The following is a 25,470-nucleotide window of genomic DNA, read 5'->3' as shown; positions in this document are numbered from 1 at the left end:
GCCTGTCCAGCAACCCAGTGCCTGAAGTGCCTTGCGATCGAGCAATTCTGCCTCCTGACCTCCATAAAGTCAGGCATCAGGTTACGCAATCGCTCTCCAAGGCTCCACGGTTTCCTGCGATGAACCATAAAAAAGCCGCTCCGGAGAGCGGCCTTTCGATGCGCGTGCAGCGTGCGCCGGCGTTACTTGACCGTTGCCTGTTGACGCAGGCCTTCCTCGAATGCCTGCAGCTTCTGCTGCACGAGTTGCTGCGCGATCTGCGCCTTCACCTGCTCGAGCGGCGGCGGAGCGATGTCGCGAATGTCGTCGACGCGGATGATGTGCCAGCCGAACTGCGTCTTCACCGGCGTGTCGGTCATCTGGCCTTTCTGCAGCTTCTGCGCGGCCGCCGCGAATTCCGGCACGTACGCCTTCGGGTCGGACCAGTCGAGATCGCCGCCGTTCTTGCCCGAACCCGGATCCTTCGAGTACTGCTTCGCGAGATCCTCGAACTTCGCGCCGGCCTTGATCTTCGCGATCAGGTCCTTCGCCTGCTGCTCGTCGCTGACGAGGATGTGGTGCAGGTGGTATTCGCGGTTGCCGCCGGCGCCCTTGACGAGGTCGTCGTAGCGCGCCTTCACTTCGGCGTCGGTCGGCTGGTTCTTCTTCAGGAAGCTCTCGATCATCGAGCGCAGCACGACGGTCTGCTGCGCGACGGCGACCTGTGCCTTCACGTCCGGACGGTTCGGGATGCCTTCACGGATCGCTTCCTGCATCAGGATTTCGCGGTTCACGAGTTCCTGGCGCACGGCCTGCTGCAGTTGCGGGCTGTCGGTCTGGCCTTGCTGGACGAGCTGAGCAACCATCGCATCGGCGCGCGACTTCGGAATCGGCGTGCCGTTGACGACGGCGATATTCTGGGCAAATGCCGGTGCCGCTGCGAAAGCAGCCGCCGCGACCCACAGGCGGGGGGATTTGAGGATCATCGGGAATTCCTAATGAGACTAGATTGAAGATTCGTTGAATTCTTCGGGCGTGTAAGCCACGATCGCGAGCGCGTGAATGCCGCGCTGCATCGCATCAGCGAGCGCATCATACACCAGCCGGTGCCGCGCGACGCGCGGCTTGCCCGCGAAGGCGGCCGACACGATCGTGACCGTGAAGTGGCCGCCGGAGGCCGCGCCGGCGTGGCCCGCGTGCTGCGCGCTGTCGTCGCGCACGGTGAGCGACAGCGGTGCGAGCGATGCGGTGAGGCGTGCTTCGATCAGCGCGATGCGTTCGTCGGGCGACGCGTGGAGAAAGGCGTCCGTCATGTCACTCGTCCTTCAGGTATTTCGTGAGCCACAGGCTTTGCAGGATGATGAACACGACCATCGCGCCGGTCGTGCCGAACAGCTTGAAGTTCACCCATTGCGATTCGGTGAAGTTGTGCACCACGTACAGGTTCGCGACGCCGAGCACCGCGAAGAACAGCGCCCAGGCGACGTTCAGCTTGTCCCACACGGGAGTCGGCAGCGTGAGCTGCTTGCCCATCATCTTCTCGATCAGGTTCTTGCTGAACGCATAACGCGCGGCGAGCAACCCGATCGCAAACAACCAGTACAGCACAGTCGGTTTCCATTGAATGAATTTCTCGTCATGCAGGACGAGGGTGGCGCCACCGAACACGACGATCACGCCGAGGCTGACCCACAGCATCGTGTCGACCTTCCGGTGCCGGAAGGCGACCCAGGCAACCTGGGCCAGCGTCGCGACGATCGCGACGGCGGTGGCGGTAAAGATGCCCCAGACCTTGAAGGCGGCAAAAAACAGGATGATCGGAAACAGATCGAACAGGAATTTCATGGCGCTCGCAGCTGCGTGAAAGGCCGCTCGCGCGGCCTTTCACCGTTGTAGGGACCCGCCAGGCACCGCCGGAGCGGATCGGGGCGGCGGCGACGGGTGCCCCGCCGGTCCGCCCGGCGCCGCTCATTCGTTTTCGGGTCGGGACTCGAAGTTTAACGCAGCCGAATTGATGCAGTAGCGCAAACCGGTCTGGTCGCGCGGGCCGTCCTCGAAGACGTGGCCGAGATGCGCGCCGCAGTGGTTGCAACGGACCTCGACGCGCACCATCCCGTGCGAGTAGTCGACCTTTTCGTCGATCACTTCGCCGTTGAGCGGCTTGAAGTAGCTGGGCCAGCCGCAGCCCGAGTGGAATTTGGAACCGGATTCGAACAGCGGCGTGCTGCAGACGACGCATTTGTAGATGCCGGCATCTTCGGTGTCGGTGTATTCACCGGTGAACGCGCGCTCGGTTGCCGCGTGCTGCGTGACTTCGTACTGCATCGGCGTGAGCCGCCGGCGCAGGTCGGCGTCGTCCTTCTGGTACGGGAAGGTCTTGTCGTCGGAATCGTGGGACATGGGGGGTTCTCCTGATCGGTCGGTCGATACGCGCGGGTTGCGGGCTCAGGACGAGCAGCTCACTTCGAGCGATCCGGCCCAGTCGGGCGGCAACGCCGCGTACGCTTCATGCTCGGGTTGTTCGTCGAACGGGCGGCGCAGGATCTGCGCGAGCCGCTCGACTTCCGAAAAATCCTTTTCCTTCGCGCGCCGGATCGCGACTTCGGCCAGATGGTTGCGCAAGACGTATTTCGGGTTCGCGCGATTCATCGCGGCCGCGCGTGCCGCGTCGTCGCGCGTTTCCTCGGACAGCCGCGCGCGGTAGAGGTTCGCCCACGCATCGAATGCGTCGCGGTCGATGAACAGGTCGCGCACGGGTGCGTCGCGGCTTGCGTCGTGCTTCGAGATCTGTGCGAGGCGGCGGAACGTCAGCGTGAAATCCGCGTGGCTCGCGTGCATCGTCTCGAGCAGCTTGTTCGCGAGTTCGGCGTCGTTCTCGCGTTCAAGCTCGAGGCCGAGCTTCGCGCGCATCGCGCGTTCGAGTGCGGGGCCGAAACGTTCCGGGAACTTCGCGAGCACGGCCTGCGCATCGTCCACCGCACGCTCGGCGCGCGCATCGTCGTCGGCGATGCCGTGCTGCAGCCCGATCAGCGGCAGCAGCGCCTGGGCGAGGCAGTAGCAGTTCCAGTGCGCGATGCGCGGCTGCATTCGGTACGCATAGCGGCCGCTGTTGTCCGAGTGGTTGCAGATGTGGTTCGCGTCGAACGCATCGACGAAGCCGAACGGGCCGTAGTCGATCGTCACGCCGAGGATCGACATGTTGTCGGTGTTCATCACGCCGTGGCAGAAGCCGACGGCCTGCCACTGCGCGACGAGGTCGGCCGTGCGCAGCGTCACGACTTCGAGCAGCGCGAGGTAGGGATCGTCGGCGCGGCGGCAATCCGGATAGAAGCGGTCGATCACGTGATCGGCGAGCTGGCGCAGCAGGTCGGGGCGATCGTTCGAGAAGAAGTGCTCGAAGTGGCCGAAGCGCACGAAGCTCTCCGACACGCGCGTGACGACGGCCGACGTCTCGATTTCCTCCCGCACCACCGGCTGGTCGGAACCGATCACCGTCAGTGCGCGCGTGGTCGGGATGCCGAGGTGATGCATCGCTTCCGAGCACAGGAATTCGCGGATCGACGAGCGCAACACCGCGCGGCCGTCTCCCATTCGCGAATACGGCGTGCGGCCGCTGCCTTTCAACTGCAACTCGTAGCGGCGGCCGTCCGAGCCGGTGCGCTCGCCGATCGTCAGCGCGCGGCCGTCGCCGAGCTGGCCCGCCCACACGCCGAACTGGTGGCCGGAATACACCGATGCGTACGGCATCGCGTTCGCGGGCCAGTCGCGCGTCGGGTTACCGGCGAACAGCTCGGCGAAGCCGGGCTGCGCGGCGATCGACGGCGGCAGGTCGAGCAGTTGCGCGACTTCGCCGGAAAAGCCGACGACGTACGGCGCGGCCAGCGGCGCGGCCGGCAGCCGCGTATGAAACGCGTCGCCGAGCGTGACGAACGCGCCAACGGCGGGCGCGCCGAGCGTGGCGGCGAGGTCGGGGAGGGTGTCAGCCGTATCGGCTGCGCTTCGGGAAAACGACATGTTGAGCGCCTCTGGGTAAGCCGATATTGTAAGGCGGCGCCGCGCCGCCCGCATGGTGGCCCGCGCGCCATGCGCCACGCCCGTCCGGGGCCGCTGACGGGCGCGCCGCAGAGGCTGGTCGCCGATTCGCATCCTCACGGAGAACAAGACGATGGGTAAGCCGTTGCTGGGCCAGATGATGGACATGCCATTGCTGGTGTCCTCGCTGATTTCTCATGCCGCGCGGCACGCCGGCGACACGGAGATCGTGTCGAGGCGCGTGGAAGGCGATCTGCATCGCTACACGTACCGCGACTGCGAACGCCGCGCGAAGCAGCTGGCGCAGGCGCTCGCGCGGCTCGGCGTCGAAACCGGCGATCGCGTCGGCACGCTGGCGTGGAACGGCTACCGGCATCTGGAGGCGTACTACGGCATCGGCGGGATGGGCGCCGTATGCCACACGATCAACCCGCGCCTGTTCCCCGAGCAGATCGCATATATCGTCAATCACGCGGAAGACCGCTACGTCTTCTTCGACATCAATTTCGCGCCGCTCGTCGACGCCATCGCGCCGCAGTGCCCGAACGTGAAGGGCTGGGTCGCGATGACCGATGCCGCGCACCTGCCGTCGGGCACGACGCCGTATCTCTGCTACGAAACGCTCGTCGAAGCGGAGGACGGCCGCTACGACTGGCCGCGCCTCGACGAGCAGCAGGCGTCGGGTCTCTGCTACACGTCGGGCACGACCGGCAACCCGAAGGGCGTGCTCTATTCGCACCGCTCGACCGTGCTGCACGCGTACGGCGCTGCGCTGCCGGACGCGATGAACCTGTCCGCGATGGACGCCGTGCTGCCCGTCGTGCCGATGTTCCACGTCAACGCTTGGGGGCTGCCGTACGCAGTGCCGCTCACGGGCGGCAAGCTCGTGCTGCCCGGCAAGGATCTCGACGGGAAATCGCTGTACGAGCTGATGGAAGCCGAGCGCGTGACGTTCTCCGCGGGCGTGCCGACCGTGTGGCTCGGCCTGCTGAACTACATGCGCGAGGCCGGCGTGCGCTTCTCGACGCTGAACCGCACGGTGATCGGCGGTTCCGCGTGCCCGCCCGCGATGCTGCGCACCTTCGAGGACGAATACGGCGTGCGCGTGATCCATGCGTGGGGGATGACCGAACTGTCGCCGCTCGGCACGCTCGCGAAGCTCAACTGGGCGCAGTCGCAGCGGCCGCTCGACGCGCAGCGCAAGCTGCTCGAGAAGCAGGGGCGCGTGATCTGCGGCGTCGACATGCGCATCGTCGGCGAGGACGGCCACGAGCTGCCGTGGGACGGCGTCGCGTTCGGCGAACTGCAGGTGCGCGGCCCGTGGGTGATCGACCACTACTTTCGCGGCGATACGTCGCCGCTGTCGGACGGCTGGTTCCCGACCGGCGACGTCGCGACGATCGACCCCGACGGCTTCCTGCAGATCACCGACCGCAGCAAGGACGTGATCAAGTCGGGCGGCGAGTGGATCAGTTCGATCGATATCGAAAACGTGGCGATCGCGCACCCGGGCGTGGCCGAGGCCGCCTGCATCGCCTGCGCGCATCCGAAATGGACCGAGCGCCCGCTGCTAGTCGTGGTGCGGCGCGAAGGGGCGAACCTGAATCGCGACGCGCTGCTCGCGTTCTACGAAGGCAAGGTCGCGAAATGGTGGATTCCCGACGATGTCGTGTTCGTCGATTCGCTGCCGCACACCGCGACCGGCAAGCTGCAGAAGCTGAAGCTGCGCGAGACGTTCCGCGATTACGTGTTGCCGACGGCGGTCGGCGAGCCGTAACGTCGGCGCCCGAGCCGGAAGCGGCTCGCGAAGCGGTCGCCCGATCCGTCCCCGGATCGGGAACAAAATTCAAATTGAACGACCGTGCTTTTTCGTTGTATGCTGCCTCAGTTCATCCGGACATGCGGCTGTTCGACCGCGCACAATGAAGCGCAGCCACCCCGGCGCGCGATGCATGGAGGCAGGCAGATGGCAGTGGATTACTCGACTCGCGACGGCGTGGCCGTCCTTACGCTCAACAATCCGCCCGTCAACGGGCTCGGCCTGTCGACCCGTCAGGGCGTCATGGACGCGCTCGATCGCGCCGCGCAGGACCCGTCGGTCACGGCCATCGTGCTGACCGGCGCGGGACGCGCATTCTCGGGCGGCGCCGACATCACCGAATTCAATACGCCGAAGGCGCTGCAGGAGCCGACGCTGCACACCGTGATCCGCGCGGTGGAGGCGAGCGCGAAGCCCGTCGTCGCGGCGCTGCACAGCGTCGTGATGGGCGGCGGCCTCGAGCTTGCGCTCGGCGCGCACTACCGTGTCGCGGCACCCGGTGCGCAGGTCGCGCTGCCGGAAGTGAAGCTCGGCCTGCTGCCGGGCGCGGGCGGCACGCAGCGCCTGCCGCGCGCGGTGGGGCTCGAAACCGCGCTGAACATGATCGTGTCGGGCGCGCCCGTGCCGTCGGAGCAACTCGCGAAGAGCGGGCTGTTCGACGAGATGGCAGACGGCGACCTGCTCGACGCGGCTGTCGCGTTCGCACGCAAGGTGGGGGCGCAGAAGGGACCGCATCCGCGCGTGCGCGATCGCAAGATCGTCCACGCGAACGCCGCGGGCTTCATCCAGTTCGCGCGCAATTCCGCGCAGGCCGCCGCGCCGAATTTCCCCGCGCCGCACAAGTGCATCGACGCGATCGAGGCCGGCGTGCTGCACGGTTTCGACAAGGGCAGCATTGCCGAGCGCGAGGGTTTCGTCGCGCTGATGATGACGCCGGAAAGCCGCGCGCTGCGGCACGCGTTCTTCGGTGAGCGTGCGGCGAGCAAGATTCCCGACGTGCCGGCCGATACGCCGTTGCGCGAGATTCGCCGCGTCGGCGTGATCGGCGCGGGCACGATGGGCGGCGGGATTGCGATGAACTTCGTCAACGCAGGCCTGCCCGTCACGCTGCTCGAGACGAAACAGGACGCGCTCGAGCGCGGCATCGCGACGATCCGCAAGAACTACGACGCGCAGGTGAAGAAGGGCAAGCTCACGCAGGAGAAGCTCGACGCGCGCATGGCGCTGATCGCGCCGACGCTGTCCTATGACGGCCTGAAGGATGCCGACCTGATCGTCGAAGCCGTGTTCGAGGAACTTGGCGTGAAGGAGCAGGTGTTCAGGAAGCTCGACGAAGTCGCGAAGCCGGGCGCGATCCTCGCGTCGAACACGTCGACGCTCGACGTCGACAAGATCGCGGCGTTCACGAAGCGCCCGCAGGACGTCGTCGGCATGCACTTCTTCAGCCCGGCGAACGTGATGAAGCTGCTCGAGGTCGTGCGCGGCGCGCAGACCGCGAAAGACGTGCTCGCCACCGTGATGGCGGTGGCGAAGAAGATCCGCAAGACGGCGGTCGTGTCGGGCGTGTGCGACGGCTTCATCGGCAACCGGATGATCGAGCAGTACATCCGCCAGGCGCTGTTCATGCTCGAGGAAGGCGCGCTGCCCGCGCAGGTCGATCGCGCGATCGAGAAGTTCGGTTTCGCGATGGGGCCGTTCCGGATGAGTGACCTCGCCGGCAACGACATCGGCTGGGCGATCCGCAAGCGCCGCTATGTTGAGAAACCCGATCTGCAGTACTCGAAGATCGCCGACCGCCTGTGCGAACAGGGCCGCTTCGGCCAGAAGACGGGCGCCGGCTGGTACGACTACGTGCCGGGCGATCGCAAGGCAAAGCCGTCGTCGCTCGTCGACGAGATGGTCGTCGCGTATTCGAAGGAGCGCGGCGTCGAGCGGCGCAAGATCGGCGACGACGAGATCGTCGAGCGGCTCGTGTTCGCGCTCGTCAACGAAGGCGCGAAGATCCTCGAGGAGAAAATCGCGTCGAAGGCGTCCGACATCGACATGGTCTACCTGACCGGCTACGGCTTCCCGCTGTGGCGCGGCGGCCCGATGCTGTACGCGGACGTGGTCGGCCTCTACAACGTCGAGCGTGCGATTCGCCGCTACGCGGCCGCGCCGAACGGCGACGCATGGCAGCTCGCGCCGTCGATCGAGGAGCTCGCGAAGGCTGGCCGCGGGTTCAACGGCTGACGCGCCGGATCGCGGCGCGACGAATACCCGGAGAAACGCAATGAAACGCACCGACGACGTCCTGCTCGTGATCGACGTGCAATACGACTTCATGCCGGGCGGCGCGCTCGCGGTGCCCGACGGCGACGCAGTCGTGCCGGTGATCAACGCGCTGGCGCAACGCTTCGACCAGGTCGTGCTGACGCAGGACTGGCACCCGCGCGAGCACGTGTCGTTCGCGGCGAACCATCCGGGCCGCGAACCGTTCTCCACGCTCGCGCTGCCGTACGGCGAGCAGGTGCTGTGGCCCGTGCACTGCGTGCAGGACACCGAGGGCGCGGCGCTGCATCGCGACCTCGACATCCCGCATGCGCGGCTCGTCATCCGCAAGGGCGGCGACGCGCAGGTCGACAGCTATTCCGCGTTCGTCGAAGCCGACCGCACGACGCGTACGGGGCTCGCGGGTTATCTGCGCGAGCTCGGCGCGAAGCGCGTGTGGTGCTGCGGGCTCGCGACCGACTATTGCGTCGCGTGGTCGGCGCTCGATGCGCGCGCGGCCGGTTTCGAAGCCGCGGTGATCAACGATGCGTGCCGCGCGATCGACCTGAACGGGTCGCTCGCCCACGCATGGCAGCAGATGCAGGCAGCGGGCGTCGCCCATGTGACGTCCGCGGGCGCGCGCCCGGCGGCGTAGCGCATTCCCCCATCCGATTCAGGACATGAAGCAGGACCGAAGGAGACTCGCATGACCGAAGCCGTAATCGTATCGACCGCCCGCACGCCGCTGGCGAAATCCTGGCGCGGTGCTTTCAACATGACGCACGGCGCGACGCTCGGCGGCCACGTGGTCGCGGCCGCGCTCGAGCGCGCGAAGCTCGACCCCGCGCGCGTCGAGGACGTGATCATGGGTTGCGCGAACCCCGAAGGCGCGACCGGCGCGAACATCGCGCGGCAGATCGCGTTGCGCGCAGGGCTGCCCGTGAGCGTGCCGGGGATGACGGTGAACCGTTTCTGCTCGTCGGGGCTGCAGACCATCGCGCTGGCCGCGCAGCGGATCATCGCGGGCGAAGGCGAGGTGTATGTCGCAGGCGGTGTCGAATCGATCTCGTGCGTGCAGAACGAGATGAACCACCACATGATCCAGGAAGGCTGGCTTGTCCAGCACAAGCCCGAGATCTACTGGAACATGCTCCAGACGGCCGAGAACGTCGCGAAGCGCTACGGAATCTCGAAGGAGCGGCAGGACGAATACGGCGTGCAGTCGCAGCTGCGTGCCGCGGCCGCGCAGGAAGCCGGTCTTTTCCGCGACGAGATCGTGCCGATCACCGTGCTCGCGGGCATCGCCGACAAGGCCACGGGCCGCCTGTTCACGAAGGAAGTGACGGTATCGGCCGACGAAGGGATCCGCCCCGACACGACGCTCGAAGGCGTGTCGAAGATCCGGTCGGCCGTGCCGGGCGGCGTGATCACTGCCGGCAACGCGAGCCAGTTCTCGGACGGCGCGTCGGCGTGCGTCGTGATGAGCGCCGACGCCGCGCAGCGCGAGGGGCTGCAGCCGCTCGGCGTATTCCGCGGTTTCGCGGTGGCCGGCTGCGAGCCGGACGAGATGGGCATCGGCCCCGTGTTCGCGGTGCCCAAGCTGCTGAAGCAGGCAGGGCTGAAGGTCGACGATATCGGCCTGTGGGAACTGAACGAAGCGTTCGCGGTGCAGGTGCTGTATTGCCGCGACACGCTCGGGATTCCTGAAGATCGCCTGAACGTGAACGGCGGCGCGATCGCGGTCGGCCATCCGTACGGCGTGTCGGGCGCGCGCCTGACGGGCCATGCGCTGATCGAAGGCAAGCGGCGCGGTGTGAAGTACGTGGTCGTCACGATGTGCATCGGCGGCGGGCAGGGTGCGGCCGGCCTGTTCGAAATCCTCTGATCTTTGGCAGGCAGCGGCCGCGGTTTCGCTTCGGCGAGGCAGGCGGCCGCGATGCGAATCGGCGCGACTGAGCCGCCATTCGAAACAATCGGGAAGCAAAAGGCGTGCGCCGGGCAATGCCGTTTCCCCTTACTTGTCAAACGAATTGCCCCACCTATACTTGCTCTGACATTTGCCTTTCGGCACGATGGGCCGGATCGTGCGTTGCGCGATCCGTGCCGCGAAGGTTCGAACCAACGCAGCAGACCGACCGGGGACCGAATGAGTACGACCTATGCAGCAGGGGAACCGCCGCGCGTCGTCAGCGCGGCCGCGAGGCTCTATGCGAAATGCCTGCTGGTCGGATTCGCGTTGCTGCCCGCCTATCTGATCGCCTATCTGTGGTTCTTCAGCGACCCGCACGTCGTGTACGAGAGCCACGTGTTCCATGAAATCGCGATCGCGGCCGCGACCCTCGAGGGCGCGTTCGTCACCTACGTGACGTGGGTGTGCTACCGGTCGTCCGGCGAACCGCTGCTGCGCTGGCTGACACTTGGCTTTCTCGGCTTCGCGATGATCTATGCGCTGCACGGTGCCTTCACCGGGATGGCGCATCACAATATCTGGCTATTCCTGCTGTACGGGCCCGCGTCGCGGCTCGTGATGTCGATCCTGCTGCTCACGGGCCTGCTGTCCTATTCCCGTCCGCCGGATCGCCTCGACAAGCGCACGAGCGTGCGCACATGGCTGCCGTGGATCGTGTTCTTCGTGATCGTCAACGTCGTGGTGGCGTACATCGCGTATTCGCCGGTCGCGGGCGCGCTGGGCACGCGGCTGTCGATGGAAGGCGGCGCGCTCGTGTTCTCGCTGCTGAACGTCGCCGTGCTGCTCGCGCGGCGGATCCGCTCGCCGCTGATGGTGATCTACGGCGTGTCGATCATGGCGTTCGCGCTGTCGTCGCTCGCGTTCATTCTCGGCAAGCCGTGGAATCACATGTGGTGGCTCGCGCACGCGATTTTCGCGGGCGGCTTCTTCCTGCTCAGCTACGGCGTCGTGCAGGCGCTGCAGACGACGCGCTCGTTCTCGGCGATCTACAGCCAGGAAGACCTGATGAGCCGGCTGTCGGAGTCGATGGCGCGCACCGAGAGCGCGCTGCAAGAGCTGCGGCGCACGAACCAGAAGCTCGAATACATGGCCGCGACCGATCCGATGACGGGTGCGTCGAACCGCCGGCAGTTCATCGCGCAGGTCGAGCGCGAGATGGTGAGGGCCGAGCGCGACGGCACGCCGTTCTGCCTGCTCGCGCTCGATCTCGACAATTTCAAGAACATCAACGATGCGTACGGGCACCAGATCGGCGACGAGGTGCTGCGCGGCGTCGTGCGTCAGTGCCTCGACGCGATCCGGCCGGCCGGCGGGCTCGCGCGCGTCGGCGGCGAGGAGTTCATGGCGCTGTTGCCGGACATGCCGCTCGAAGGCGCGCGGATGACGGCCGAGCGCGTGCGCTCGTCGATCGCGAGTTCGCCGTTCGGACTCGATTTCAAGCGCGTGCAGGTAACGGTCAGCGTCGGTGTCGCGCAATACGGCGTCGATGGAAGTACGGTCGATGCGTTGCTGAGGGTGGTCGACGAGCGGCTGTACCAGGCGAAGCGGGAAGGGCGGAACAGGGTGGTGTCGCGGTGACGCGGGTTGGCGTGGCACGCGGGGCATTCGGCAACGCGGTCGTGCGGAAGCAATGTCGAGCGTTTCAATTTCTGCTGAAGCCCCGGGCGGGGTAATACGCCCGGGACTTCGGCATGCGACGGGCGATGCACTAGCGCGATGCCAGGGCCGTCGCGTTCTTCGGCTGCGTGTCCTGCATCCGCTGCGACGCCTGCCACCAATACTTGCCCGTGCGCTGCTGCGGATCGCGGATCGCGAGATACGTCGTGCTCCAGAGCTGCGCCGCGTTCGCCTCGGTGGCGTCCGCGCTGCGCGTGCCGAATGCATCGGTCTGGTACTTGCCGTTCACGTAGGACCACGTCCACATCTCCGACGTCCGCATGTCGCGTCCGTTCGAGATCACCTGCCAGATCGTCTGCCGCGCCTGCGTGAGCAGCGTGCGTGTCGCGGCCGAGAGGTCCTGGCGCGCGAGCTGGCGATCCAGCCCGGCCACCCACATCGCCTGCTGCCACGACCAGATCACCGTGCCGTGATACGCGGAGCTCGTGAATTTCGGCCATAGCGCCTGGTTCGCATATGCCGGGTTCGCGATCAGCATGCCGGCATCGGTCACGAGCCCGGTCGGGAACGGCCGCGTGACGTCGGTGACGATCCGCTGGAGCTGGTCGTCCGGTGGCGTGCCGAACAGCAACGCGAAGCCGCCGTCCGAATTCATCACCGGAATCGGATTGCCCTGCTGATCGAGCGACAGCGCGTAGAAGGCCAGCGGTGCGCTTGGCGCGGCACCGGCAGGCACGCCGGCGGTCGGCGCATAGGCCGACACGTCGGTGGTCGCCTGCGCGGCCGGCACGCTGACCTGGAACAGTGGCGGCGCCTGCGTTTCCCACGTGGTCGCTTCGTTTGCCGTGTTGGCGAGCGTCGCGCGCTGCCCGGCATCGAGGTACGGATCGAGCAGGCCATGCGCGAGGAACGCGTTCGCCGCGCGTAGCGCGGCCGGCACGAGCACCGCGTTCACATCGTACGGGTAGACCCCGCCGCCGAGCCCGTCGGTACTGTCGCGCCAGTTGCCGACGATCTCGCCTGGCCGCAGATGGATCAGGTTCGCGACCGACGGTTGCTGCGTGAACGCCTGCGCGGTTGTCGCGACATGCAGCAGGTTGACGACCAGGCGGCTGCCGTTGGTCTGCCCGTCGCTGCCGCGCTGCGCGAGATAAGCAGCCGCACGCGCCTGGCCGCGCGTATCGTCGATCAGCCACGCTGCCGCGATCGGCGCGAGCAGGTAGTCGCTGTCGATCATCTTGTAGTCGTAGGTCGGCGTCGGATCGTTCGGTTTCCCGTTCTTCTGGTTGTCGACCAGCGCGAATTCGCCGATGCCTTCCTCGTGCGCGACCTTGCCGTCGACCGACAGGCGGCTCAGCACCGACGACAGGCCGGCCTCGATCGCCGCGGGTTCGAGCACGGGCATCAGCATGCGAACCGAGATCAGCGTGTCGCGGCCGAAGTAGGTGTCGTACTGCCACGAGCCAGCCAGCAGCTTGTCGTTGAAGCTCAGGAATTCGAGCACGTTCTGGCTCACGGGGTCGGGGTTCACCGAGGGCGCGAGCAGGTCGGCACGCGTGATCGGCGACAACGGCGTCTCGCCCGACAGCGCATCGACATGCAGCCGCAGCGTGTGCGAGCCCGCCGGTGCACTCAGGACGAGCTTGCCGCCCGCTGCCGGCGCGATGCTGCCGCCGTCGCGCAGCGTGATGCGCAGCGAATAGCCGGGTGCGCCGTCGATCCGGTCGCGTTGCCATTGCGCGGCGCTGCCCTGGATCGTCGGCGCGGTGAGGATCTGCTGCGGAATCGTTGCACCGCCGTTGAAGTCACGCAGGAAGCGCACGTTGCTGAGCACGCCCTGGCGGATCGTCAGCGTGCTGGTGTCCACCGACACGTCGGCGCCGATGCCGTACAGCGGGCGGCCGTGCGTGTCGGGTGCCGACAGCGCGGACGGCGGCGTGTCGAGGCTCCAGTTCACCGGCTGGGCGGTGTCGTCGAACCACAGCCCCGTGCCGCTGTTGCCGGCGGGGAAAACCACAAGCAGGCGCGGCTTCGTCGACGAGCGCACCAGCAGGTGCGCGGCGACCTTGTCCTGCCGGTAGAACGCGTTGATCTGGCCGCCGGTGTCCATGCGGAACGACAGCGCGGCGCTGTTCGACGACGGGCTGCTCGATTTGACATCGTCGTCGTTGCAGGCTGTGAGCAGGCCGGCACAGATGAATCCGAGACACAGCGACTTCGCAAGGCGATGCATGTTGATGTCCCTCCTGATGACTGGCGATTTTTATCGGAATGGTTGAGTGAACGGATCTCTTGTCCGTTTCGTTCTGTGCTGCGGGCATTCGGATGAATGCCTGGCGTAAATCGGGCAGTGTTGCTTCTGCAGCAATCGAATTGAACGGAAAATGAGGGAATTGCTGATAAATGACGCAAACCGAAATGACAGAGGGTGTCGCCCGTGGTGAGGCACGGGGAAAGTCAATGCGGACGGCCTTCAAGCGGGCGAACGGTGGCTCGTGTACGGCGGGAGAAAATGAAACGTAAGCCGTCGTAGGGGATTTTAAATTTACGGGAAAGTCGAAGTCAATAATCTTTTATAGGTTTTATGATATTCGATTTAAATTAAGTGGCAATTATTGCCTGTTGAATCGGTAAAGTGTGCGATTTAATGGAAGTCGACAATGGAATTCGGGTGTTCGGCGACGAAATGATTGCAATGATGTCTCATTCCGGAAATTGATGCCGGACAGGAAATGAATCGTCGCGTTTGTGCCGGTTGTTGTCGGGCAAGCCGTGTTCCTGTGATTCAACCGAAGCCGAGCGTCGCGCCGGGCTGGAAGTGCGATCCGGATTACTGGCTCCGTGGTCGACGTTTGCGTGATCGGTGCTGCGTCGGGCCTAAGCCGCGGGATTGTTTCATCGGAGCCGTCAGTTACGCGTGTTGCGCGGAAATACGGTGCGACGACAGCGGTCAAGACTGGCAAGCTGATCCTGCTGCCGCGCGGCGGCGGCAACAGCGCAAGCGGCAAGCCGGTGCCTGCGGTGACGCTCACGCCTGTCCCGCTGATCGCCTACGACATCAGTTTTCCGGACCGCGCGCGCTTCGCGGCCGTTCGCACGAAGGCGCACGACCGCAAGTCAGGGAAGAAGACCGATCTCACGATCCCGAATCCGGATGCCCCCGCAAAGTGCGTCCGCAGTGCATATCGAACGCCACGCGTTCGCCAGTCCGGAAGCCGCAAAAGCGGGGGCAAAGTCGCGATTGGAGACGCTCAATCGGCATATGTCGTCGAGCCGCTTCACGATGTGCGGCCAAGCCGATCTGTCGATCGAAAAGACGATCGCGCTGAAGGGGGGGGCAGGATCGGTGTAGAGGATGAGTATCCGATCGAGCCGGTCGAACCACGCTCGTGTCGCGTGGATGGATCACGGTCGTTACGTTCACCGGAGGGGCGAACGGGACGGTGACGGTCGGACACCGGAAGAAGCAGGACAACAGGATGGATCTCATCGTTCCGAGGCCGGATTGGCACTCAGTAAATGATTTGTGTCCTCTCCGCTAGAAATTTCTCTAGGGAACCGTTCCGAGCATCATCGACGGCGCGTTCAAGGTTTTTGCTCATATGCTCCGGCCCTTACTCGATTTTTCGCGACACATTCGCTAGCCGGTTCGTAGCGAATCCTCGATAAGGGCCGGTGCGACATGATTTATAAATGGCTAATTACCAACCGCGACGAACGCAAAGCTTCTGTTCTGAAGGCTGCCTGAATTATTGCCGGTGTTGACTTGACAGGAATTCTTGTTGACGAACGGGAAGGCTACGCCGTCGGAATTGGCCTGTCCTGTTTCGTTGAAGTTGTTTTGCGACCCGACAATTCCAGGGAGTGCAGAGAATCCGGGGCTGAAAGAGATCGAATATTTTCCGGAGCTGACGTTCTCGACGGTGAAATCCCCGCTGCCGTTGAGAATGGAGCCGTTTTTGTCGATGGTGCCCCAAACGATACGAGCCATTATTTCCTCCGGTGTGGTCAATGTAGGTAACATGCCATATTGGGATGGCTTGGGCCAAGGCGATCAATGCATTGGGAGTGCGAAAGAATTGCATTTGGATCGTATTGGAGTTTCGATGGTAGGTCTTGATTGTATGAAAGTAAACCGCTGGTTAAGGGGGATTTAATTGCGTGAATGTCTTAATTTAGTTTTCTTTTTGGGGGATTGTTTTGTATTTTGATTGATCAATAAATTGAAGATAATGTGACTTCTGTTAAATATTCCGGATACCGTCCGAGGTGGCTCGGGCGATTTGTTTATGGGGGCGGATGCAAGACCACGAAAAGACCATTCTGGAGCTGACCATCATGGGGGGGGCTGACCGGTGTCGCGAAGGAACTGGCGCGCAGGGGCAACTGACGATTCCGCTCGTCGCCGGCCGGGCAACGCTCGGATCGTCGATGTCGACGGTGGCCGGGATTGTGCTGCGGCAGATTCCGGATCTGCAGCCGATCGCGCTACTCGGTCTCGGGAGCGTGATCGACTCGACGAAAATTGCTACTGCGTTGGTGAGTGAGTCCGAGGATCGTCCAACGGGCCATCAGGCACGCATCGTTGTCTGTGACGTAAGCGGAAAGAACCCTGTCGCCAGAGCCTGGGGCCTGACAGCCGGACCTCAAAGATACGGTCCATTGGCGTCGGTAAGTTTGGTAGGCTTGTCGCCTGCCTTTGCTTGTCGGATCTTGACGTCGGCAAGTGGCACGGTGAAAGGGCGGGCATCGTCTTTGGCGGATTGAAATGATGCCCGCTTCAATACCTGCTGTTTTCTCGGCTGGACATGACATCCGACGAACGTAAGCGAACGGTGGCAGGGCACGGGATGCCCGGCTGGCAAGGATTCTAGGAAAATAGCGGCACCAAGACGAACTGGAGCGAACGAAGTGATCAGACATATTGTGATGTGGAAGTTGAAAGAATCGGCCGAAGGCGCGACGCGCGCGCAGAACGCGCTGAAGCTGAAGGAAAAGCTCGAAGGCTGCCGCGACCTCGTGCCGGGCACCCTGCAGATCGACGTCGGCGTGGCAACGCCCGGCCTCGACGCGACCGCCGACATCGTGCTCGTGTCCGATTTCGCGGACAAGGCCGCGCTCGATGCCTACCAGGTGCACCCGGTTCACCAGGAAGTGAAGAAATTCGTCGTCGCGGTGGCCGAATCGCGCGAATGCGTCGACTACATCGTCGACAGCGCACGATGAGCGACGCGGCAACCCCGACGGACGGCCCGTCGATCGAAAGCCCGTTCGTCGACCTGCTCGGCGTGCAGCTCGTGTCCGCGAAGGACGGTGCGAGCGAGCTCGTGCTGCCGCTCGAAGAGCGGCACATGAACACGTGGAGCATCGCGCACGGCGGCGTGACGATGACGCTCGCGGACATCGCACTCGCGATGGCCGCGCGCAGCCTGACCGACGACGGCGTCGGCGTGGTGACGGTCGAGATGAAGGTGAACTTCATGCAGCCGGGGCGCGGCGAGTTGCGCGCTTACGGGCGCGTGATGCATCGCTCGACGACGATGGCCTACTGCGAAGGCGAAGTGCGCGACAGCGACGGCAATTTCGTCGCGAAGGCGCTCGGCACGTTCAAGTACATGCGGCGGCTCGCGGTGGGCCGCGACATCAAGCGGCAACGCTCGCGCACGGCGCCGGACGCCCAGCCCGGCCCGAGCGACGCGTAAGCGCCGGAACGCACGGCCCTGCCTCGTTATTGGCAGGGCCGTTTTGTTTTGCGGGGCGCTTGTGTACGCCACGCCGAACGCGTTCACGGCAGGCCGAAGGGGGCCGGGATTTCGACGCGCGAAGCGCGCCACGCCTGCGCGACGAGGGCATGGCATCATGTGACGCTTGTCCGTTCACGGCGCCGCACCGGCGCCGTCCTAGCCGATGCCGCTGAATCCGAAGATCGCCCAGGTGCTCGACATGATCGAGCGCGCGAAACGTCCGTCCTACCACCACCAGACGCCGCAGCAGGCGCGCGCCGCGTACGAGAAGAGCGCGCCGATCCTCGACGTCGCACCGGCGCCGATGCATTCGGTCGAGGAATGTGTCGTCCCGACGCGCGATGGCAGCACGATCGGCGCGCGGCTGTACCTGCCGGTCGCGCCGAGCCTCGCGGAGCCGCTGCCCGCGCTCGTGTACTACCACGGTGGCGGTTTCACGGTCGGCAGCGTTGATACGCACGACGCGCTGTGCCGGATGTTCGCGCACGATGCGCAGTGCGCGGTGCTGTCGGTCGGCTACCGGCTCGCGCCGGAACACCGGTTTCCGACCGCGGTGAACGACGCCGATGACGCGTTGCAATGGCTACATCGCGAGGCCGCCACGTTCGGCATCGACGCCGCACGGCTGGCCGTCGGCGGCGACAGCGCGGGCGGCACGCTTGCGACCGTCTGCGCGGTGCTCGCACGCGATGCGGGCATTCGCCTGACGCTGCAGATGCTGATATACCCGGGCGTGACGGGCTACCAGGGCACCGAATCGCACGTACGGCTCGCGAACGGCTATTTGCTGACGCAGGACACGATCCAGTGGTTCTTCACGCAATACGTGCGCGATCGGGCGGATCGCGACGACTGGCGTTTCGCACCGCTCGACGGCACGCGCGACGCGCCGTCGTTCGCGGGCGTCGCGCCGGCGTGGATCGCGACGGCCGAATACGATCCGCTGAGCGACGAGGGCGCCGCGTATGCGGAGAAGTTGCGCGCGGCGGGCAACGCGGTCACGCTGGTCTGCTATCCGGGGATGATCCACGAATTCTTCAAGATGGGCGGCTACGTGCCCGAGGTGCGGGCCGCGCATGCTGACGCCGTCGCGGCGCTGAAGGCCGCATTCGATGACGTTTGACGGCGTACGCGCCGCGTGGAGGGCTGCGATGACGGACGGCGTGGTGGAAACGGGCGACTGGACGGTATTGGGCGGCGACGCCGCGCGGATCCGCGACGCGGTGTTCGTGCGTGAGCAGCAGATTCCGCCGGAATGGGAGCTCGACGACGACGATCCGCTGTCGCTCCATGCGGTGGCGTACCGGGTCGATGCCGCGACCGGCGTGCGCCGCGCGGTCGCGACGGGGCGGCTGCTGCCGTCCGGCACGATCGGCCGCGTCGCGGTGCTGGCCGACGCACGCGGGCAGGGCGTCGGGTCAGCCGTGCTGAACGCGCTTCTGGATGCGGCGCGGCGCCGCGGCGAAATCGTCGTGCGGCTCTACGCGCAGGATTCGGCCGTGTCGTTCTACTTGCGGCACGGCTTCGCGGCGGTCGGTGAACCGTTCGTCGAAGCCGGCGTGCCGCACGTCGAGATGGTGCGCGCGCCGTAGCACGGCGCACGCTCGCCCGCTCAGCGCGGCGGCGTAGCGTCGAGGTCGAACGTGAATGCGCGCTCGAACGTGCCCGGGCGGACGGTGCGGTGCGAGCCGTCGTCGTCGCAGCGTTCCTTGATCTCGACCGTGAGCCGCACGCCTTCCTTCATCGTGACGCGCAGCGCGGTCGTGCCGCGCGTGCCGTATTCGGGTGTCTCGATGAACGCGGCCGACAGCGCACGCTCGCGCTCGATCGGAATGCCCGTGTGCGGCAGCGCATCGTCGTCCGCGACATGCGGATCGCGCATCAGCGCGATCAGTTCGTCGAGCGACGGGGTCGGATTGTCGGTGAGCAGCGTGCCGAGCTCCGCGCGCTTGCGCACCACTTTCGGCCAGGGCGTATCGAGCCGCGCATTCGACAGCGCATGCACGCCGGGCGCGATCGCGACGGGCGCGGCGACACTGCTTTCGCCCTCGGGCGCGCGATTGCAGAACCACGCGAGTTCGCGCCGCCTCCAGTCGCCGACGAGCAGGTTGAAGCCGTTGTAGACGGCCGCATGCTCGGCCAACTGCCCGAGATAGTCGAGCGGCGCAACGGACGGGCCGCCGAGGAAATCGGACACGAGCTTGCCGCGGGTCGGCGCGCCGGCTCGGATGTCGAACGGCGCGCGGTAGTTCGTCAACGCGGCGAAACGGCCGTCGCGCGATACGCCGAGCCACGTGCCGCCCGCTTCGAGATCGCGGCCGGCCAGTACGCCCGGGACATCTTCCCACCACGAAAGCGGCGCGCTCGTGCGGCGAAAGAACTCGTCGCGGTTGGCGGTGAGGGTAAAGACGGGACCGGCGGCGGCATCGGGCTGCCAGTCGAAGGCAATCAGACACATCGGGCGAATCTCTCGCAGGAAACATCGGGCGCCGGCTGCGACTCGCGAGCCGGCACGCGAACGGGTTGTCAGTGCGTCACGCTTCCGTCGGCCAGGCGTACGGCAGCGTATCGAATGCGAGCACCGGGCCGTCGGCCGAACCGAGGTGCACCGTGCCGTTGTCGAGCGCGGCGAGCTTGATTTCGACGAGCGCGTCGACGCCGCCCGCGGGCGCGGCCGCCGCGTTGACGATCATCCCGCACGGCTGACCGGGATCGTCGCTGTGGAACAGCTCGACGCCGGCATGCACGGTATCGGTCTCGCCGGCGACGTGCGCGAGCGCGGTGCGGCGCTTGATCGTGCCGCGGTACTGGCTGCGTGCGACGATTTCCTGGCCCGGGTAGCACCCCTTGCGAAAGTTAACGCCGCCGATCACGTCGAAGTTGACCATCTGCGGCACGAACTGTTCGACGGCAGGCTGCGTGATGCGCGGTTCGCCCGCGCGGATGTCGAGCCAGTCCCATACGGCAGGCGACACGACCGGCAGCGTAGCGCCGAGCGCGGCGAGGCGCGCGTCGACTTCCGCACGCGGGCCGATCCACAGATAGCGCTTGCGGCCGGCTGCATCGGGCACGCGGATCAGCGTCCCGGCCGGGCCGTCGACCTTCACGTGCACGCCGTCCGGCAGCGCGTCGAAGATGCCCGACAGCGCGTCGCGCACGTCGCCCGCGAAGCCGACCACCGCGAGCGCGTCGCTCGCATCCGTCAGTTTCGCCTTCGCACGCAGCACGAACATCGACAGCCGCTTCTGCACGGCGGGCTGCACGTCCTTCGATATCAGCAGGCGCACGCCGTGGCCGGCGCGCCACGTGAGGAACGACCCGAGGAGGCGACCCTTCGGCGAGCAATAGCCGGACAGCCGTGCGCTCGCGGCGTCGAGATGCTCGATGTCGTTGGTGAGCTGGCTGTGCAGGAACGTCGCGGCGTCGTCGCCGGCCACGTCGATCACGCCGAACTGCGGCAGCGGCATGCAGGCGCCCGGCGCGTCGAAATCAGCGGCCAACGGGCGGGGGAAAACGGGGAGCGAGGCAGATGCGGCCTGGGCAGCCGGTGAAGCGAACGGTGTGCTCATGGAATGAGGGAACAGTCAACCCTGACTTTGACGAAGGCGAGCAAGTATTATATGGGTCTTACCTGAGTCACGTTTCCATGTCCCTACTGAAGAAATGCGCCGCGACGATCGTGGCGCTGGCCGTCGTTGTGGCCGCTGCCGGCGCGGGCGGCGGGTATTACTGGGCAACCCGGCCGCTGTTGCTGGGTTCCGCATCGCTCGACGTCACGATCAAGCCGCGCAGCACCGTGAAGAGCGTCGCGCTGCAGCTCAAGCGCGGCGGCGTGCCGGTCGAGCCGTTCGGCTTCGTTGTGATGACGCGCGTGCTCGGGCTGTCGAGCCGGCTCAAGTCCGGCAACTACGAATTCAAGACCGGCATCACGCCTTACGAGGTCCTGCAGAAGATCGCGCGCGGCGACGTGAACGAGTATGTCGCGACGGTCATCGAAGGCTGGACCTTCAAGCGGATGCGCGCGGAACTCGATGCGAACCCCGATCTTGCGCACTCGACGACCGGCATGAGCGACGTCGAGCTGCTGCGCGCGATCGGCGCGTCGGACAACGCGGTGCAGCGCGGCAGCGGCGAAGGGCTGTTCTTCCCCGATACCTACCTGTTCGACAAGGGCACGAGCGACCTGAACATCTACCGGCGCGCGTACCATCTGATGCAGACGCGTCTCGACGAGGCCTGGGCCGCACGCGTGCCGGGCCTGCCGTACAAGACGCCTTACGAAGCGCTGACGATCGCGTCGATCGTCGAAAAGGAAACGGGCCATGCGGCCGATCGCGCGTTCGTCGCGGCCGTGTTCGCGAACCGGTTGCGCATCGGCATGCCGCTGCAGACCGATCCGTCGGTGATCTACGGGCTCGGCGATGCGTATGACGGCCGCCTGCGCAAGCGCGACCTGCAGGCCGACACTCCTTACAATACCTACACCCGACGCGGGCTGCCGCCGACGCCGATCGCGTTGCCGGGCGTTGCCGCGCTGCAGGCGGCGATCAATCCGGCACCGACGAGCGCGCTCTATTTCGTCGCGAAAGGCGATGGCACGAGCGTGTTCTCGGACACGCTCGGCGACCACAACAAGGCCGTGGACAAGTACATACGAGGTCAATAATGGCGAGCGGTAAATTCATCACGTTCGAAGGCATCGACGGGGCGGGGAAGACCACCCACCTGCAATGGTTCTGCGAACGCCTCCAGGGCAAGCTGGCCGCGGCCGGCCGGCAGGTCGTCGTCACCCGCGAACCGGGCGGCACGCAGCTCGGCGAGACACTGCGCGAGATCCTGCTGAACCAGCCGATGGATCTCGAGACGGAAGCGCTGCTGATGTTCGCCGCGCGTCGCGAGCATCTCGCGCTCGTGATCGAGCCGGCACTCGCGCGCGGCGACTGGGTCGTGTCCGATCGCTTCACCGATGCGACGTTCGCGTACCAGGGCGGCGGCCGCGGGCTGCCGCGTGACAAGCTCGAGACGCTCGAGCGCTGGGTGCAGGGCGGCTTCCAGCCCGACCTGACCGTGCTGTTCGACGTCGCGCCGCAGGTCGCGAGCGAGCGGCGCGGCGCCGCGCGCATGCCCGACAAGTTCGAAAGCGAGTCTGACGCGTTCTTTGCGCGCACGCGCGGCGAATACCTGCGGCGTGCGGAAGAAGCGCCGCACCGCTTCGCGATCGTCGACGCGACGCGGTCGATTCCCGAGATCCGCCAGCAGCTCGAGCGCGTGCTCGCCGCGCTGTAATTCGCAAGGAACGCACCCCATGATCTATCCGTGGCAGACCGACGACTGGAACCGCTTGCAGCAACTGCGTGCGCAATGGCCGCACGCGCTGCTGCTGCATGGCCAGGCCGGGATCGGCAAGCTGCAGTTCGCGCAGCATCTCGCGCAGGGCTTCCTGTGCGAATCGCCGCAGCCGAACGGCGAGCCGTGCGGCACCTGCGCGGCCTGCACGTGGTTCTCGCAGGGCAACCATCCGGATTACCGGATCGTGCTGCCCGAGGCGCTGGCGGGCGAGGCGCCGGGTGCCGCGGACGACGCGAAAGCGGCCGACGCGGACGAAGGCGGCAAGAAGACGCGTGCGCCGAGCAAGGAAATCAAGATCGAGCAGGTGCGCGCGCTGCTCGACTTCTGCGGGGTCGGTTCGCACCGCGGCGGCGCGCGCGTCGTCGTGCTGTATCCGGCCGAGGCGCTCAACGTCGCCGCGTCGAACGCGCTGCTGAAAACGCTCGAGGAACCGCCGTCCGGCGTCGTGTTCCTGCTCGTGTCGGCGCGCATCGACCGCCTGTTGCCGACGATCATCAGCCGTTGCCGGCAGTGGCCGATGACGGTGCCGGCACCCGACGTCGCGGAGGCCTGGCTCGCGGCGCAGGGCGTCGAGCATGCGAGCGCGCTGCTCGCCGAGGTCGGCGGCGCGCCGCTCGCCGCGCTGGCGCTCGCGAGCGACGAGAACCGCCCGCTGCGCGACTACACGCTCGGGCAGCTCGCGGCCGGTGCGGCATGCGACCCGTTCGCGTGCGGCGAGACGCTGCAGAAGCTGCCGGTGCCGCTGGTGCTCGGCTGGCTGCAGCGCTGGCTGTACGACCTGCTTGCGCAGCGGATGGCGGGCGCGCCGCGCTACTTCCCGATGCACGCGGCGGCGCTCGCGCGTTGCGCGGAAGCGGTCGATGCGAACGCGTTCGCGCGCTTCATGAAGGCCGTGACGCGGCAGCGGACGGTCGAGAACCATCCGCTCAACGCGCGGCTCGTATTCGAGGAATTGTTTCTCGGCTACCGGGAAATATTCGCGTGATCCGGCATTGTTTCTCGTGGGTTGTGAAACGATGACCGGCTCGCGCCGCGACGCGACTGTGGCCGGCCGGCCCGCGAACGCCGCCCGTTGGCGCATGCCGGCGTGCGCATGAGCGCACGCCTTACGTATTCAGGAAACACGATGTTCGTCGACTCTCACTGCCACATCAATTTCAAGGGCCTGGCCGACCGCCTGCCGGCCGTTCTCGAGAACATGCGCGAGCACGACGTCACGCACGCGCTGTGTGTGTCCGTCGATTTCGAGACGCTGCCGGAGGTCATTGCGATCGCGGACGCGCACGACAACGTCTATGCGTCGGTCGGCGTGCATCCCGATCACGAGGACGCGCGCGAGCCGACCCTCGCGGAGCTCGTCGAGCTGGCCGCGCACCCGAAAGTCGTCGCGATCGGCGAAACGGGCCTCGACTACTACCGTCTCGAGGGCCGCTCGATCGCCGACATGGAATGGCAGCGCGAACGCTTTCGCACGCACATCCGCGCGGCGACCGCGACGATGAAGCCGCTGATCATCCACACGCGCTCGTCGTCGGAGGACACGCTGCGGATCATGGCCGAGGAGCGCGCGGACGTGCCGGGCGGCGTGATGCACTGCTTCACCGAGCCGTGGCCGGTGGCCGAGCAGGCGCTCGCGCAGAACTTCCATATTTCGCTGTCGGGCATCGTCACGTTCAAGAACGCGACCGACGTGCAGGACGTCGCGCGACGCGTGCCGCTCGACCGGCTGCTGATCGAGACCGACTCGCCGTACCTTGCGCCGGTGCCGTATCGCGGCAAGCCGAATGAACCTGCGTACGTCAGCCATGTCGGACGCTTTATCGCGTCCGAGCGCGGGATCGCCGTGGAGGCACTGGCCGACGCGACGACGCAGAACTTTTTCCGGCTGTTCAAGATCGCCCGCTAACGACGTGCGCGCAGCCGACAACCCAGGGAAGGAGCCCACAACAATGACGAAGCCGACCAACCATCTGCCGAAACGTGCACTCGTTGCCGCCGCGCTCGTCGCGAGCGGCCTGTTCGCGGCAGCCGGCGCGCATGCCGAATCGCTCGATGCGATCGTCAAGGCCGTCAAGTTCGACGACATCGCCGACATCGGCAAGCAGCTCAAGAGCGGCAAGCTCGACCCGAACACGATCGCGCCGAATGGCGACCCGCTGATCGTGATCGCCGCGCGCGAGAAGTCCGACAAGGTCGCGGCGGCACTCGCCGCGACGCCGAACGTCGACCTCGAGAAGGAAGACAAGGCCGGCGAAACCGCGCTGATGCTTGCGTCGCTGAACGGCGACCTCGGCCTCGCCAAGGTGTTGATCGACAAGGGCGCGGAAGTCAGCAAGAAGGGCTGGGCGCCGCTGCACTACGCGGCCACCAACGGCCAGGACGCGGTCGTGAAGCTGCTGCTCGACCACGACGCGTATATCGATACCGCATCGCCGAACGGCACGACGCCGCTGATGATGGCCGCACGCGGCAACCATGCGTCGACGGTGACGCTGCTGCTCGACCAGGGCGCCGATCCGCAGGTGAAGAACCAGCTCGGCATCACCGCGCTCGAATTCGCGAAGCACTACAACGCGCCGGACGCGATCGAGATCCTGAGCAAGCGGACGACGCGCATCGGGGCGTCGACGCCGGGCGATGCGCAAAAGAGTGCAAAATGACGGTTTTCGGTGCGGCAGACGGTGCCCGCCTGGCCGGATTCCGGCCGGAGC

The 25,470-nt window shown here is 66.1% G+C and carries 25 protein-coding genes; 16 read left to right on the top strand and 9 right to left on the bottom strand.

The features are described from left to right. Positions 1–182: 182 nt before the first annotated feature. The 5 genes from HAV18_RS37850 to HAV18_RS37830 all read right to left on the bottom strand — a co-directional run bounded on the left by HAV18_RS37850 (position 183) and on the right by HAV18_RS37830 (position 3,993). On the bottom strand, positions 183–965 hold the full coding sequence (locus HAV18_RS37850) for a peptidylprolyl isomerase (protein WP_069248208.1): 783 nt from the start codon (positions 963–965) through the stop codon (positions 183–185). 18 nt (positions 966–983) lie between these two features. Continuing rightward, positions 984–1,292, bottom strand: a complete 309-nt coding sequence (locus HAV18_RS37845; protein WP_166965877.1) for a BolA family transcriptional regulator — start codon at positions 1,290–1,292, stop codon at positions 984–986. Between the two features lies 1 nt (position 1,293). Continuing rightward, the gene (locus HAV18_RS37840) at positions 1,294–1,824 is read right to left on the bottom strand and encodes a septation protein A (protein ID WP_166965875.1); all 531 of its coding nucleotides are present in this window, start codon (positions 1,822–1,824) and stop codon (positions 1,294–1,296) included. 123 nt (positions 1,825–1,947) lie between these two features. Continuing rightward, positions 1,948–2,379 (bottom strand): peptide-methionine (R)-S-oxide reductase MsrB, encoded by a 432-nt coding sequence (gene msrB / locus HAV18_RS37835; protein WP_059233938.1) that lies wholly within the window; start codon positions 2,377–2,379, stop codon positions 1,948–1,950. A 45-nt stretch (positions 2,380–2,424) separates the two neighbouring features. Further along, positions 2,425–3,993: a YdiU family protein gene (locus tag HAV18_RS37830; protein WP_166965873.1), complete on the bottom strand. Its 1,569-nt coding sequence runs from the start codon at positions 3,991–3,993 to the stop codon at positions 2,425–2,427. A gap of 151 nt (positions 3,994–4,144) precedes the next feature. Here HAV18_RS37830 and HAV18_RS37825 point away from each other — a divergent pair, with 151 nt between their 5' ends. The 5 genes from HAV18_RS37825 (at position 4,145) to HAV18_RS37805 (ending at position 11,627) form a co-directional block, all read left to right on the top strand. Further along, entirely contained in the window at positions 4,145–5,788 is a 1,644-nt protein-coding gene (locus HAV18_RS37825) for a 3-(methylthio)propionyl-CoA ligase (protein WP_166965871.1), read from the top strand. A 189-nt stretch (positions 5,789–5,977) separates the two neighbouring features. After that, positions 5,978–8,062 carry a 3-hydroxyacyl-CoA dehydrogenase NAD-binding domain-containing protein gene (locus tag HAV18_RS37820; protein ID WP_166965869.1) on the top strand — a complete coding sequence of 695 codons (2,085 nt, stop codon included), beginning with the start codon at positions 5,978–5,980 and terminating at the stop codon, positions 8,060–8,062. A 40-nt stretch (positions 8,063–8,102) separates the two neighbouring features. Continuing rightward, positions 8,103–8,735 (top strand): bifunctional nicotinamidase/pyrazinamidase, encoded by a 633-nt coding sequence (pncA, locus tag HAV18_RS37815; protein WP_089445808.1) that lies wholly within the window; start codon positions 8,103–8,105, stop codon positions 8,733–8,735. 51 nt (positions 8,736–8,786) lie between these two features. Then, complete coding sequence (locus HAV18_RS37810; RefSeq protein ID WP_166965867.1) at positions 8,787–9,965, top strand: acetyl-CoA C-acyltransferase; 1,179 nt, start codon at positions 8,787–8,789, stop codon at positions 9,963–9,965. A 261-nt stretch (positions 9,966–10,226) separates the two neighbouring features. Beyond that, complete coding sequence (locus HAV18_RS37805) at positions 10,227–11,627, top strand: GGDEF domain-containing protein (protein ID WP_166965865.1); 1,401 nt, start codon at positions 10,227–10,229, stop codon at positions 11,625–11,627. A 130-nt stretch (positions 11,628–11,757) separates the two neighbouring features. On the opposite strand, the gene HAV18_RS37800 is transcribed toward HAV18_RS37805, so the two are convergent. After that, positions 11,758–13,899 carry a hypothetical protein gene (locus HAV18_RS37800; RefSeq protein ID WP_166965863.1) on the bottom strand — a complete coding sequence of 714 codons (2,142 nt, stop codon included), beginning with the start codon at positions 13,897–13,899 and terminating at the stop codon, positions 11,758–11,760. Positions 13,900–14,507: 608 nt separating this feature from the next. Between HAV18_RS37800 and HAV18_RS37795 the strand changes: the two genes are divergently transcribed. Further along, positions 14,508–15,113 carry a hypothetical protein gene (locus tag HAV18_RS37795; RefSeq protein WP_243771843.1) on the top strand — a complete coding sequence of 202 codons (606 nt, stop codon included), beginning with the start codon at positions 14,508–14,510 and terminating at the stop codon, positions 15,111–15,113. Positions 15,114–15,363: 250 nt separating this feature from the next. Here HAV18_RS37795 and HAV18_RS37790 read toward each other — a convergent pair whose 3' ends face one another. Continuing rightward, on the bottom strand, positions 15,364–15,657 hold the full coding sequence (locus tag HAV18_RS37790) for a hypothetical protein (RefSeq protein ID WP_166965861.1): 294 nt from the start codon (positions 15,655–15,657) through the stop codon (positions 15,364–15,366). 308 nt (positions 15,658–15,965) lie between these two features. Between HAV18_RS37790 and HAV18_RS39755 the strand changes: the two genes are divergently transcribed. The 5 genes from HAV18_RS39755 to HAV18_RS37765 all read left to right on the top strand — a co-directional run bounded on the left by HAV18_RS39755 (position 15,966) and on the right by HAV18_RS37765 (position 19,002). Then, positions 15,966–16,433 carry a hypothetical protein gene (locus HAV18_RS39755; RefSeq protein WP_208102278.1) on the top strand — a complete coding sequence of 156 codons (468 nt, stop codon included), beginning with the start codon at positions 15,966–15,968 and terminating at the stop codon, positions 16,431–16,433. 144 nt (positions 16,434–16,577) lie between these two features. Further along, on the top strand, positions 16,578–16,892 hold the full coding sequence (locus HAV18_RS37780) for a Dabb family protein (RefSeq protein ID WP_027787175.1): 315 nt from the start codon (positions 16,578–16,580) through the stop codon (positions 16,890–16,892). Beyond that, positions 16,889–17,368: a PaaI family thioesterase gene (locus HAV18_RS37775; protein ID WP_011352338.1), complete on the top strand. Its 480-nt coding sequence runs from the start codon at positions 16,889–16,891 to the stop codon at positions 17,366–17,368. The genes HAV18_RS37780 and HAV18_RS37775 overlap by 4 nt, the downstream gene beginning before the upstream one ends. A gap of 205 nt (positions 17,369–17,573) precedes the next feature. After that, complete coding sequence (locus HAV18_RS37770) at positions 17,574–18,533, top strand: alpha/beta hydrolase (protein ID WP_166965859.1); 960 nt, start codon at positions 17,574–17,576, stop codon at positions 18,531–18,533. Between the two features lie 28 nt (positions 18,534–18,561). After that, positions 18,562–19,002, top strand: a complete 441-nt coding sequence (locus HAV18_RS37765) for a GNAT family N-acetyltransferase (RefSeq protein WP_166965857.1) — start codon at positions 18,562–18,564, stop codon at positions 19,000–19,002. Between the two features lie 20 nt (positions 19,003–19,022). Here the strand turns inward: HAV18_RS37765 and HAV18_RS37760 are convergent, their stop codons facing one another. After that, on the bottom strand, positions 19,023–19,868 hold the full coding sequence (locus tag HAV18_RS37760) for an NRDE family protein (protein ID WP_043188136.1): 846 nt from the start codon (positions 19,866–19,868) through the stop codon (positions 19,023–19,025). Positions 19,869–19,944: 76 nt separating this feature from the next. Continuing rightward, positions 19,945–20,979 (bottom strand): folate-binding protein YgfZ, encoded by a 1,035-nt coding sequence (locus tag HAV18_RS37755; protein ID WP_166965855.1) that lies wholly within the window; start codon positions 20,977–20,979, stop codon positions 19,945–19,947. Between the two features lie 77 nt (positions 20,980–21,056). Here HAV18_RS37755 and mltG point away from each other — a divergent pair, with 77 nt between their 5' ends. From mltG to HAV18_RS37730, 5 genes are all read left to right on the top strand, one after another. Beyond that, complete coding sequence (gene mltG, locus HAV18_RS37750) at positions 21,057–22,076, top strand: endolytic transglycosylase MltG (protein ID WP_166965853.1); 1,020 nt, start codon at positions 21,057–21,059, stop codon at positions 22,074–22,076. Beyond that, positions 22,076–22,696: a dTMP kinase gene (gene tmk / locus HAV18_RS37745; protein WP_166965851.1), complete on the top strand. Its 621-nt coding sequence runs from the start codon at positions 22,076–22,078 to the stop codon at positions 22,694–22,696. Before mltG ends, tmk begins: the two co-directional genes overlap by 1 nt. A gap of 19 nt (positions 22,697–22,715) precedes the next feature. After that, a complete protein-coding gene (locus tag HAV18_RS37740; protein WP_166965849.1) occupies positions 22,716–23,744 on the top strand; it encodes a DNA polymerase III subunit delta' in 1,029 nt (342 codons plus the stop codon). A 141-nt stretch (positions 23,745–23,885) separates the two neighbouring features. Continuing rightward, positions 23,886–24,665 (top strand): TatD family hydrolase, encoded by a 780-nt coding sequence (locus HAV18_RS37735; protein WP_166965847.1) that lies wholly within the window; start codon positions 23,886–23,888, stop codon positions 24,663–24,665. Between the two features lie 43 nt (positions 24,666–24,708). Continuing rightward, positions 24,709–25,419, top strand: a complete 711-nt coding sequence (locus tag HAV18_RS37730; protein WP_166965845.1) for an ankyrin repeat domain-containing protein — start codon at positions 24,709–24,711, stop codon at positions 25,417–25,419. The last annotated feature ends 51 nt before the right edge of the window (positions 25,420–25,470 follow it).

The sequence above is a fragment of the Burkholderia sp. D-99 genome (assembly GCF_011605345.1).
Lineage (GTDB): Bacteria > Pseudomonadota > Gammaproteobacteria > Burkholderiales > Burkholderiaceae > Burkholderia.
Note: the sequence above shows the minus strand (reverse complement) of the source record. Positions and strands in the feature narration are given on the sequence as shown.

Bases quoted from the DNA above. Each gene is read 5' to 3' on its own strand.
- HAV18_RS37825 (WP_166965871.1), top strand. From the start codon at position 4,145: ATGGGTAAGCCGTTGCTGGGCCAGATGATGGACATGCCATTGCTGGTG.
- HAV18_RS37775 (WP_011352338.1), top strand. From the start codon at position 16,889: ATGAGCGACGCGGCAACCCCGACGGACGGCCCGTCGATCGAAAGCCCG.
- msrB (WP_059233938.1), bottom strand. From the start codon at position 2,379: ATGTCCCACGATTCCGACGACAAGACCTTCCCGTACCAGAAGGACGAC.
- mltG (WP_166965853.1), top strand. From the start codon at position 21,057: ATGTCCCTACTGAAGAAATGCGCCGCGACGATCGTGGCGCTGGCCGTC.
- HAV18_RS37730 (WP_166965845.1), top strand. From the start codon at position 24,709: ATGACGAAGCCGACCAACCATCTGCCGAAACGTGCACTCGTTGCCGCC.
- pncA (WP_089445808.1), top strand. From the start codon at position 8,103: ATGAAACGCACCGACGACGTCCTGCTCGTGATCGACGTGCAATACGAC.
- HAV18_RS37740 (WP_166965849.1), top strand. From the start codon at position 22,716: ATGATCTATCCGTGGCAGACCGACGACTGGAACCGCTTGCAGCAACTG.
- HAV18_RS37770 (WP_166965859.1), top strand. From the start codon at position 17,574: ATGCCGCTGAATCCGAAGATCGCCCAGGTGCTCGACATGATCGAGCGC.
- HAV18_RS37850 (WP_069248208.1), bottom strand. From the start codon at position 965: ATGATCCTCAAATCCCCCCGCCTGTGGGTCGCGGCGGCTGCTTTCGCA.
- HAV18_RS37765 (WP_166965857.1), top strand. From the start codon at position 18,562: ATGACGGACGGCGTGGTGGAAACGGGCGACTGGACGGTATTGGGCGGC.
- HAV18_RS37755 (WP_166965855.1), bottom strand. From the start codon at position 20,979: ATGAGCACACCGTTCGCTTCACCGGCTGCCCAGGCCGCATCTGCCTCG.
- HAV18_RS39755 (WP_208102278.1), top strand. From the start codon at position 15,966: ATGCAAGACCACGAAAAGACCATTCTGGAGCTGACCATCATGGGGGGG.
- HAV18_RS37840 (WP_166965875.1), bottom strand. From the start codon at position 1,824: ATGAAATTCCTGTTCGATCTGTTTCCGATCATCCTGTTTTTTGCCGCC.
- HAV18_RS37735 (WP_166965847.1), top strand. From the start codon at position 23,886: ATGTTCGTCGACTCTCACTGCCACATCAATTTCAAGGGCCTGGCCGAC.
- HAV18_RS37830 (WP_166965873.1), bottom strand. From the start codon at position 3,993: ATGTCGTTTTCCCGAAGCGCAGCCGATACGGCTGACACCCTCCCCGAC.
- HAV18_RS37805 (WP_166965865.1), top strand. From the start codon at position 10,227: ATGAGTACGACCTATGCAGCAGGGGAACCGCCGCGCGTCGTCAGCGCG.
- HAV18_RS37760 (WP_043188136.1), bottom strand. From the start codon at position 19,868: ATGTGTCTGATTGCCTTCGACTGGCAGCCCGATGCCGCCGCCGGTCCC.
- HAV18_RS37845 (WP_166965877.1), bottom strand. From the start codon at position 1,292: ATGACGGACGCCTTTCTCCACGCGTCGCCCGACGAACGCATCGCGCTG.
- HAV18_RS37790 (WP_166965861.1), bottom strand. From the start codon at position 15,657: ATGGCTCGTATCGTTTGGGGCACCATCGACAAAAACGGCTCCATTCTC.
- HAV18_RS37800 (WP_166965863.1), bottom strand. From the start codon at position 13,899: ATGCATCGCCTTGCGAAGTCGCTGTGTCTCGGATTCATCTGTGCCGGC.
- HAV18_RS37810 (WP_166965867.1), top strand. From the start codon at position 8,787: ATGACCGAAGCCGTAATCGTATCGACCGCCCGCACGCCGCTGGCGAAA.
- HAV18_RS37820 (WP_166965869.1), top strand. From the start codon at position 5,978: ATGGCAGTGGATTACTCGACTCGCGACGGCGTGGCCGTCCTTACGCTC.
- tmk (WP_166965851.1), top strand. From the start codon at position 22,076: ATGGCGAGCGGTAAATTCATCACGTTCGAAGGCATCGACGGGGCGGGG.